The organism is Paenibacillus agaridevorans (assembly GCF_003112455.1).
GTDB lineage: Bacteria > Bacillota > Bacilli > Paenibacillales > Paenibacillaceae > Pristimantibacillus > Pristimantibacillus agaridevorans.
In genome coordinates, this window is record NZ_BDQX01000381.1 from 51,002 (window position 1) to 60,726 (window position 9,725).

Here is a 9,725-nt window from a genome sequence, read left to right on the forward strand (position 1 = left end):
CCTCTAGGTTTCCAGCGAGCGTGGGGCGCCGGACAAAAAAGTTTTGCGTAACTCGAACGTATGGAAGCCGTCTCGCAGCTTCCGGTCGATCTCCTTCAATTGCTCCACATCCTCGAACGAGAACTTTCGAGCACCGCCCGGTGTTCGTTCCGGAAAGATGAGCTGTCGATCCTCGTAATACCGGATTTGCCTCTCCGTAAGCCCCGTCAATTCTCTGACCATGCCAATCCCTATCACCTTTTTGCTCATGCTCTCGCCTCCTGGTTCATTGCAAAGAATGTTGGATGCTGAATTTCGTGGCAGAATTGGGTTAGATAAACTAACATTTATTTCGTTTGGGAGAGATTTTAACAATCGGCAACCTGTTTGACAATGGTCTCGATGAACTATTCCAACCCGTTATACAAAAATGAGAGATATTGACGTGGGAGAAACAGCCTATATTTACGAAGTTTATCAGACGAAAGAGAATCTTAAAAAAACATTTATGTAAGTATTTCTGACACAAAAATAGAGTCTCTCAATCCCGGCATGTTATCTTGACGTTGTGTGGTAAACCAAGCACATCGATGCTGAAGAATGGGAGTGGAGCGGAATGGAATCGACCAAAGCGCCAAATGAAATGTCCAGGCGGCAATTTCTTAGCGCGGTAGGCAAGATCGGTGGCGGGGCCGCGGTATTTAGCGTCATGGGTACGCTGGGACTGTTGTCGCCGGAGACGTTGAAAGCGGCGGATTACGAGCCGCCCGATGCGAACGCGCTGAATCTGAGCGGACGCGGCGGCAAAAAAGTCGTCATCCTCGGAGCCGGTATCGCGGGCATGACCGCAGCGTACGAGCTAGGTCAAGCCGGATTCGACTGTACCATTCTGGAAGCGCGGGCTCGATCCGGAGGCCGAATCTGGTCCGTGCGCAGGGGGACGACGGTGACCGAGATCGGCGCGGCGAAGCAAGTGGCCAGATTCGCGGACGGTCTGTATCTGAACGCGGGGCCCATGCGCATACCGCAGTTCCATGTCACGATGGAATACATCCGGAAGTTCGGCATTTCCATCGAGCCGTTCGGCAACGTCAACGACCACGCCTACTACTACAACGAGAATGTTGGGGAGCTGTCGGGCAAGAAGGTTCGCAAGCGCGAAGCGAAAGCCGACGTGCGCGGGTACGTGAGCGAGTTGATGGCGAAAGCCGTGAAGCAGAACGCGCTGGACATGCCCCTGACGGCCGAGGAGAAGGAAAAGCTTGTGGCGTACCTCCGGTCGGAGGGCGGACTGGATGCGGATTTATTTTACAAGGGGTCTTCGAGGGGTGGTTACAAGGACGAGCCGGGCGCGCGTCTCGACGCTGGCGTCATTCGCGATCCGTTTAGCATGAAGGCGATTCTGAATTCGGGCTTCGGGAACTATCTCAGCAGCGAATACGGTTACGACCAGCAGATGATGATGTTCCACCCCGTTGGTGGCATGGACGCCATTCCGCAGGCGTTCGAGAAACGTCTGAAGGGCAAGATCCGCTTTCACTCCGAGGTGTCCGAAATCAAGCAAAGCGACAAAGGCGTCACGGTCTCCTATAAGAACTTGGCCACGGGCGCTACTCAGAAGCTGGAGGGAGACTTCTGTATTTGCACGATCCCGCTATCGGTGCTCAAGGGCATTAAGGCGGACTTCTCGCCGGATATGAAAAAAGCGATAAACAGCGTCGGTTATGCCTCCGCGGGCAAAATCGGACTGCAATTCAAACGCCGCTTCTGGGAGGAAGACGAGGGCATCTACGGCGGCAACACGTTGACCAATATGGACATCTCCTCCATCTATTACCCTCCAACCGGCTATATGGACAAAAAAGGGTTGCTGCTTGGCTACTATGCTTTCGGCGGCAGCGCGGACAAGCTTGGCGCGATGTCCTATCAGGAGCGGGAAGCGCACGCGCTGGCTCAAGGCTCGAAGATTCATCCGCAGTATCATAAGGAGTTCGAGGCTTCCTTCTCCGTCGATTGGAAGAAAATCAAGTATAACGAAGGCGGTTGGGTATCTTATTCGGGCGATCAACGGTCAACGTTGTATCCGACGCTGTGCAAGCCGGATCGCAGAGTATACCTGGCGGGCGAGCATATCAGCTACATAACGGCCTGGATGGCCGGCGGCATCGAGTCGGCGCGGGCCGTCGTCACCGACATCGCGGAACGCGTGATGAAGGAATAAGGTTACTGTTATGACGGCATAAATGATTGCGATCGCGCAAAAGGGCTGAACTTATTCGTCATTTATTAATGGAGGGAATGATTGGACATGGCGATCAAACGAAACGTCAAAGTATTGGCGGGAACGGCGATTTTATCGTGTTTTATCGGAGCTTCCGTGTACGCGGCGGCGGTTACGCCGAACAAATTGCCGCTAACGCCGATTAACGAGCCGGAGTTCTACGGCAGCCCCAGCTCTTCCATCTCTAACGCGGTGGCTCTGCCGGCAGGGTCGGCGACTTTCTCTACAAGCGGCACGGTGCCTCCTCTGCTCAACAAGGACGGCAAAACCGTCTATGAGCGCTACGGCAATACGGAGAAGCAGGCCGAGGGCATTCTCAAAAATATCGAGAAGCAGTTAATCGACCAAGGTTTGTCCCTGAAGGACGTCATCTATCTGCGCGTGTACGTGACGCCGGACGCGGCGCTGGACGGCAAATTCGACTATACGGGCTGGTTCAACGCGTATGCGAAGTTTTTCAACACAAAGGAGAATCCGATCAAGACGGCCCGCTCGACGGTCGGCGTGGCGGGTCTCGTCAATTCGGACTGGCTGATCGAGATCGAAGCGGTGGCGGCGTATCCCATCCCTCATAATAGGGACTAGCTCTACGAGGTTGCGGGAAACAATAAAATAGAATCAGGAAGGGGAATGTTCCTATGCTTCAAAATATCGGATTCCCGGGATTGTTGATGATTTTGGTCGTGGTGCTCATCATATTCGGTCCGTCCAAGCTCCCGGAGTTGGGGCGCGCAGTGGGCCGGACGTTGCATGAGTTCAAGTCTTCGGCCAAGGAGCTGGTCTCCGACACGAAGGACGATGTGATCGAGACGCCTAAGGAGGCTGCCAAAGGGTAGTCGGTGATACGCTTAGACAATGCGTTGCGAAGCGTCATAACCGCGCGTAGAGGGCTATCGTCCGCGGTGGTTTACCGAGTCGGGTCATAGGAGAGCTGTCGCCTCTTTCATAGGGGGGCGGCTCTTTTTTTTTGGCTCGAATTCGACTGGATTGGGAGTATTAAGCGGATGAGCGGCTATGTGATAAAATGTAAGGAATGATTCGGAACTTAACGAAGGGTTGTAAGGAAATTGGACATTAACATTAGAAGGATCGATAAAGAGCAGGCTTGGCTGCTGCGTCATCTGGTTATGTGGCCGGAGAAGGAATTCGACTTCATTAAGTTGGATGATGATGGGCTGGGCAAACATTACGGACTGTTCGAAGGAGACGAGCTGGTTTCAGTAGTGTCCCTCTTCGCTCAAGGAGATCAAGCGCAGTTCAGGAAATTCGCGACGCTGGCGACGGAACAGAACAAAGGGTACGGGAGCCGACTTTTGAGCTATGTGATCGGTGAAGCAGAGAGGGCGGGCGTTAAGCGGATCTACTGTAATGCGAGAGTCAACAAGGTCGCGTTTTACGAGAAATTCGGATTGCGCGCCACAGGCTCCGCCTTCAGCAAAAGCGGCAAGGATTATGTGATTATGGAACGATGTTACTTGTCGTTCATTTGAAGCGAGAAGAGACTTTCGCTGCATCGTAGCGGACAAGAGAAACACTATTTTATTGATTTCGGAGATTTGGCAAATGTAACGGACAAGCGAAACGCTATTTCATAGCTTTTAGCCTTTTTCGGGCTGGAATTTATGAAATAGCGTCGTTTGTGTCCATTAGTTTTTCAAGCTGATGGTTATCGGCAAAATAAGGTTTAATCTGTCCGTAAGCGAAACGCGCGGTATCTGAGATTTCCGCTGGCAACGTCCAATGCATCTAGCTGCACGAGGTGGTTGAGGATCCGATTGGCGTGACGATTGGAGACGCATAGATGCGAAGCGAGATCGGTTGGCGTGAAAGGTCGTAGCAGCCGACGTGCATAACGCAAGGTCTCAGCCTCCAGGTAACCCATATTTGGCGTCGTGTTGGCGGCAACAAACAAACCGATAAAAGAGAGAATCAGCTGCTGACACCTGCTCGTTTCTTCTTTTATTGAAGGATAAGCGATCGGCAGGAAGGTCCAGCCGTCCAGTGCCATTAAACTGTGACGCCAGCACAAATCCTTGAACCGCCTCACGTCCAGATCCCTTGCATGCGGACCGTAGCCTTGAATCTCGATTGCCCCCTTGGCATCGCCCGGCGTATAGGCCAGATCGATGTAGCGGTAACCGTTATGGAAATCGCGCACCTCCCATTCCGCGTGCAAATGATCGAAATGTCGTACGGCAGGAAACCAGATCGTGCGCAAAAATTCGATCGTACCATGCCCGAGTCCTAGCTCAAGACGTTCGCGTCTGCGCGGGTTGACATCCTTATTGGCGATTTGCCCCTGCATCCACTCTTCGAATCTCTCTTCGAACTTCGTCACAAGCAACCTCTCCTTCGTCTAAGTTACCGAAAAACGAAAAGCCGCCCCGATTGCGTAATCGGAGCGGCGTGTTCTTCACGGCCATGTGGTTATTCGTATTAGCTGTAGCGTATCGTAAAATAAACCTGCTGTCCAGCATGAATGATCGTTGAATGCTCGTTTTATGGCTACTTAATGACTGCCTGAAATTTCTAACGGACATCCGGGCCTCTATTTGGCTAAAACCGAATATATTGCAAATGTAACAGACACAAGAAGCGTTATTGGCAGGTTTGAGTCGGAGAAATAGCGAGAATGACTAGAATAGTGTTCCCTGTGTCCGTAAGATTTCGAATGGAGCCATTTTACGAGCAATAGAGCTTTGTATGTCCGTTAGCGGCCGAGGTATGCGATATTGCGGCGCGCAGTGTATAAGGCCGAGGTTTGCAATACGGCGGCGCACAGTGTATAAGGCCGAGGTATGCGATATGACGGCGCGTAAGGGGGGAAGGCCGGACGGGGCGAACGGTTGGTTTCGGCAGACACATTGAATTTCTTGGAGCGGAACCGATATAATAGGAGAAGATTTGTTTACTACTAAAATATTGGCATGATAGTCGCCTCGTTTCTCATGGAACGGGCACATACCGAGCTTAGGGGATGGTGTAGGAAGATGCTGCGATTGTTCCGATTTTTACGGCCGTATCGGGTCGCGATTGCACTGGTCATGACGCTTATTCTGATTCAGTCGTTATCGGAGCTGTACTTGCCGACCTTGATGGCGGATATCGTCAACAGGGGTGTCATTGAAGGAGACAAGCCGTTTATTTGGCGGATGGGCGGCTACATGCTGCTCATTACGCTGCTGGGGACCACAGTCTCGATTCTAGCAAGTCTTTATGCCTCTAAGATTTCGTCCGGCTTCGGACGGATCGTGAGAGGCAAGGTGTTCCAGCATGCCGAGCACTTCTCGCTGCAGGAATTCGATCGAATCGGCACGGCTTCGCTTATCACCCGTACGACGAACGACATTAACCAGGTGCAGCAAGTTCTTATGATGATGCTTCGCCTCATGGTCATGGCGCCGATGATGTGCATCGGGGGCATCATTATGGCGCTGTACAAGGATGCCGAGCTTACGCTTGTGCTTCTGGTGGCGTTGCCGGTTCTTGCGGGAGCGATCTGGCTCATTACGTCGAAGGGGATGCCATACTTCAAGGCGATCCAGAAGAAGCTGGATCGGCTGAACCTTGTGCTGCGCGAAGGGCTGACGGGCATCCGCGTCATTCGTTCGTTCAACCGCACGGCACACGAGAACGAGCGATTTACGGAGGCCAACGCCGATCTTATGCAGACATCGATCAAGGTGAATCAGATTATGGCGGTTATGATGCCGGTCATGATGCTGATCATGAACTTGTCCACGATCGCGATTGTTTACTTCGGCGGTCTGCGTATCGATAACGGAGCGATGGGCGTCGGCGACCTTATGGCGTTCATTCAATACGCGATGCAGATCATGTTCTCGCTGCTCATGTTCTCCATGATGTTCGTTATGGTTCCGAGAGCGGCTGCATCCGCGGCTCGTATTAACGAGGTGCTGGAGCTTGAGCCGTCGGTGACGGATATAGACAATGTGTCGACAACAGCCCAGGCAGTCTCCGAGGGCGACGCAAAGGAAGCATCGCCTGGGATTGGCGGCGTTGTGGAATTCAACAAGGTCAGCTTCAGTTATCCGGGCGCCGAGATGCCGGCTTTATCCGACATTTCGTTCCAAGCTGGCCGTGGAGAAATAACGGCGATCATCGGCGGAACAGGCTCCGGGAAGTCCACCCTTATCCATTTGATTCCGAGGTTTTTTGATGTAGCGGGCGGTTCCGTCCGCGTCGGCGGCAAGGATGTCAGGGAATGGACGCAAGAAGAGCTCCGTAAGCGAATTGCGCTTGTTCCGCAGAAGGCGGTGTTGTTTTCGGGAACGGTCGCGGAGAATATCCGCTACGGCAAGGAAGATGCGACCGACGAAGAGATACGCAGGGCGGCGGAAATCGCGCAGGCGCTCGACTTCGTGTCGGCGATGCCGGATGGCTTCGATTCCGTACTGTCGCAGGGCGGGACGAACGTATCCGGCGGGCAGAAGCAGCGGCTATCCATCGCACGCGCGCTGGTGCGAAAGCCGGAGGTGTACCTGTTCGACGACAGCTTCTCCGCGCTCGATTACAAGACGGACGCGAAGCTACGAAGCGCTTTGCGGGCGGAGACGGCGGATGCGGCGGTATTAATCGTCGCGCAGAGAGTCAGCACCGTTATGGACGCGGATCGCATTATCGTGCTGGACGAAGGCCGAATCGCGGGCATCGGCACGCATAAGGAACTGATGGAGACTAGCGGCGTGTATCGCGAGATCGTGTCCTCGCAGCTGTCAGAGGAGGAGAGCGCATGAGCAAAGAGAACAATGCAGGAGCTGGCGCTCGCGGAGGTGGCCCTCCCGGCGGCAGACCCATGGGCTTCGGCCCTGGACCCGGAATGGGCGTTCCCGGGCAGAAGGCCCGGGATTTCAAGGGCTCGCTAAAGCGGCTGTCCGGCTATTTGAAGCCGTTCCGTCTCATTTTGCTGGCCGTGCTGCTGGCTGCGGTTCTAAGCACGGTATTCTCGATTCTCAGCCCGAAGATTCTGGGCAGAGCGACGGATATTTTATTTGAGGGCATCGTAACCAGCACGAAGATCGACTTCCAGGGCATCGTCGAAATTCTCGGCTTGCTCGCCGGACTTTACGTGATCAGCTCGTTGTTCGCCTTCGTGCAGCAATATCTGATGGCCGGCGTCGCGCAGAAGGTCGTATACCGGCTGCGGAACGAAGTGAACGACAAGCTGGGCAGGCTGCCGCTGAAATTTTACGACTCCCGTTCGAACGGCGATATTTTAAGCCGCGTCGTCAACGACGTGGACAACATCAGCAACACCTTGCAGCAAAGCCTGACGCAGCTCATAACATCCATCGTGACGCTGATTGGCGTTATCGTCATGATGTTGACGATCAGTCCGCTGCTCACGCTGATTCTTGTTCTTACGCTGCCGCTTAGCTTTATTGCGATCGCGATGATCGCGAAGCGGTCCCAGGTTCATTTCAAAAACCAGCAGGCTCAGCTTGGCGATCTCAACGGCCACGTCGAAGAAATGTACACAGGACATACCATCGTAAAGGCTTTCGGACGCGAGAAGGAATCCATTAGCAAATTCGAAGCGATGAACGAAAAGTTGTATAATTCCAGCTGGCGGGCGCAATTTATCTCCGGCATCATCATGCCGGTCATGAATCTTATCGGCAATATCGGATATGTCTGCATCTGCGTTGTTGGCGGCGTCCTTGTGACGCAGCGGACGATTACCGTCGGCGACATTCAGGCGTTTATCCAATATGCCCGGCAATTCACGATGCCGATCACGCAGACGGCCAACATTGCCAACATCATTCAATCGACGCTGGCTTCGGCAGAGCGGGTGTTCGAGCTGCTGGACGAAGCCGAGGAATCTCCGGAAACCAAGGGCAAGCAGCCTGCATTGGTCAGGTCGCATGGAGTGGTGGAATTCCAGGGTGTAAGCTTCGGCTACAACCCGGAGAAGCCGCTCATCCAGGACATGAACATCTCGGTCAAGAGTGGTCAGACCGTCGCGATTGTCGGACCGACCGGGGCGGGCAAGACGACGCTTGTCAATCTGTTAATGCGATTCTACGAGGTTGGCGATGGAGCGATAACGATAGACGGACACGATATCCGCGAGCTCGAGCGCGGGCAGCTTCGGAGCCTGTTCGGCATGGTATTGCAGGACACGTGGCTGTTCGGCGGCACGATTAGGGACAATATCGCTTATGGCCGGTTAGGGGCGACAGAGCAGGAAGTTGTCGAGGCGGCGCAAGCGGCGCATGCCGACCATTTCATCCGCACGCTGCCTGAAGGCTACAATACAGTGCTTAATGAAGAGGCGTCCAACATCTCGCAAGGCCAGAAGCAGCTTCTGACGATCGCCAGGGCGATTCTCGCGGATCCGTCCATTCTCATTCTGGACGAAGCGACGAGCAGCGTGGATACGCGCACCGAAATTCAAATCCAGCAGGCGATGAATCACTTGATGTCCGGTCGAACGAGCTTTGTCATTGCTCACCGACTATCGACAATCCGGGACGCCGACCTCATTCTTGTCATGAAAGAAGGCACGGTTATCGAGCAAGGCACTCACGAGGAACTGTTGGCACGAGGCGGTTTCTACGCGGATCTGTACAACAGCCAATTCTCGGCGGGCCCATCGATTCCGACCGCCGGTTAACTAAAGCTTTAATTACCATACGACTGCAAAACACAAGGTACCCCTCGCGCGCTTGCGCAGGGGTACTATTGGTTAGAAGGTGCGGAACGGTCCCCCTGCAGGCAACGCTCTATCGGGACGAGATGGGCAAGCTTTATTGTTTCTCCGCAACACCTGCCGCATGCCCCCGTCTTCTATCTTGCGCCAAGCCTGCAAGAATTGCAGCCAAACCTAAAGCGACGACGATGCTTGCGCCCCATGGATTGTAAAGCGTGGTTGCCGTACCCTTGGCCATGACGCCTCCAAGTCCGGCGCCTGCCGCAAGGCCCAGGTGAATAAAGGAGGTGTTGAAGCTGATCGCGATGCTCGCGGAATGCGGTGCTTGACGAATGAAGTACGTTTGGATGGCGGGACCGGATACGAACATGGCCAGTATGACGATCGCGATCAGCCCAAGTCCCAGCGGGACGGAGCCGGCGGCTAGCGGCAGGACGGAAAGTGCAGCGATATGAACGAACGCGCCTAACAAGATGACGCGTTTCTCGCCCCAGCGGTCCACCCCGAAGCCGCCGAGCCGAGAGCCGATGGCGCCGACAATGCCTAGCGCCAACATAACGGACGCGATGCGGGAAGCTCCGAGCCCCAGCACATCGGTCATGAACGGCGTAAGGAAGGTCAGCAGAATGGAGTTGCCGGATTCTCGCAGGAAGGAGAACACCAGTCCGGCAATGACGATCGCGCTACCTAACGTTTGCCACTGCTTGCTTAGCGGAACGGCTTCGTCCCCGGCGATCGAGGGCAGCAGCCTTGCGATTACGGCGGCTACGACGAGCCCGGCTGCGCCGA

Annotated in this window: 9 protein-coding genes; 6 read left to right on the forward strand and 3 right to left on the reverse strand. The window is 54.3% G+C overall.

Annotated elements, in window-relative coordinates:
* Positions 1-3: 3 nt before the first annotated feature.
* Entirely contained in the window at positions 4-249 is a 246-nt protein-coding gene (locus tag PAT3040_RS29050) for a MerR family transcriptional regulator (RefSeq protein ID WP_087571884.1), read from the reverse strand.
* A gap of 346 nt (positions 250-595) precedes the next feature.
* Here PAT3040_RS29050 and PAT3040_RS29055 point away from each other — a divergent pair, with 346 nt between their 5' ends.
* From PAT3040_RS29055 to PAT3040_RS29070, 4 genes are all read left to right on the forward strand, one after another.
* A complete protein-coding gene (locus PAT3040_RS29055; protein ID WP_108995429.1) occupies positions 596-2,200 on the forward strand; it encodes a flavin monoamine oxidase family protein in 1,605 nt (534 codons plus the stop codon).
* Between the two features lie 87 nt (positions 2,201-2,287).
* On the forward strand, positions 2,288-2,845 hold the full coding sequence (locus PAT3040_RS29060; protein WP_087571882.1) for a RidA family protein: 558 nt from the start codon (positions 2,288-2,290) through the stop codon (positions 2,843-2,845).
* A gap of 53 nt (positions 2,846-2,898) precedes the next feature.
* The gene (locus PAT3040_RS29065) at positions 2,899-3,096 is read left to right on the forward strand and encodes a twin-arginine translocase TatA/TatE family subunit (RefSeq protein ID WP_108995430.1); all 198 of its coding nucleotides are present in this window, start codon (positions 2,899-2,901) and stop codon (positions 3,094-3,096) included.
* A 237-nt stretch (positions 3,097-3,333) separates the two neighbouring features.
* Positions 3,334-3,750: a GNAT family N-acetyltransferase gene (locus tag PAT3040_RS29070; protein WP_258235217.1), complete on the forward strand. Its 417-nt coding sequence runs from the start codon at positions 3,334-3,336 to the stop codon at positions 3,748-3,750.
* A gap of 194 nt (positions 3,751-3,944) precedes the next feature.
* On the opposite strand, the gene PAT3040_RS29075 is transcribed toward PAT3040_RS29070, so the two are convergent.
* Entirely contained in the window at positions 3,945-4,598 is a 654-nt protein-coding gene (locus tag PAT3040_RS29075) for a transcriptional regulator (RefSeq protein ID WP_108995431.1), read from the reverse strand.
* Positions 4,599-5,250: 652 nt separating this feature from the next.
* Between PAT3040_RS29075 and PAT3040_RS29080 the strand changes: the two genes are divergently transcribed.
* The gene (locus PAT3040_RS29080; protein ID WP_108995432.1) at positions 5,251-7,017 is read left to right on the forward strand and encodes an ABC transporter ATP-binding protein; all 1,767 of its coding nucleotides are present in this window, start codon (positions 5,251-5,253) and stop codon (positions 7,015-7,017) included.
* Positions 7,014-8,900 (forward strand): ABC transporter ATP-binding protein, encoded by a 1,887-nt coding sequence (locus PAT3040_RS29085; protein WP_108995433.1) that lies wholly within the window; start codon positions 7,014-7,016, stop codon positions 8,898-8,900. Before PAT3040_RS29080 ends, PAT3040_RS29085 begins: the two co-directional genes overlap by 4 nt.
* 133 nt (positions 8,901-9,033) lie before the next feature.
* Here the strand turns inward: PAT3040_RS29085 and PAT3040_RS39125 are convergent.
* Positions 9,034-9,725 (reverse strand): MFS transporter (locus PAT3040_RS39125; protein ID WP_373863983.1); only part of this gene is annotated, 692 nt, incomplete at its 5' end.

What these genes read in the sequence shown, in the direction of transcription:
- PAT3040_RS29050 (WP_087571884.1), bottom strand. Translation starts at nt 249, where the DNA reads ATGAGCAAAAAGGTGATAGGGATTGGCATGGTCAGAGAATTGACGGGG.
- PAT3040_RS29055 (WP_108995429.1), top strand. Translation starts at nt 596, where the DNA reads ATGGAATCGACCAAAGCGCCAAATGAAATGTCCAGGCGGCAATTTCTT.
- PAT3040_RS29060 (WP_087571882.1), top strand. Translation starts at nt 2,288, where the DNA reads ATGGCGATCAAACGAAACGTCAAAGTATTGGCGGGAACGGCGATTTTA.
- PAT3040_RS29065 (WP_108995430.1), top strand. Translation starts at nt 2,899, where the DNA reads ATGCTTCAAAATATCGGATTCCCGGGATTGTTGATGATTTTGGTCGTG.
- PAT3040_RS29080 (WP_108995432.1), top strand. Translation starts at nt 5,251, where the DNA reads ATGCTGCGATTGTTCCGATTTTTACGGCCGTATCGGGTCGCGATTGCA.
- PAT3040_RS29085 (WP_108995433.1), top strand. Translation starts at nt 7,014, where the DNA reads ATGAGCAAAGAGAACAATGCAGGAGCTGGCGCTCGCGGAGGTGGCCCT.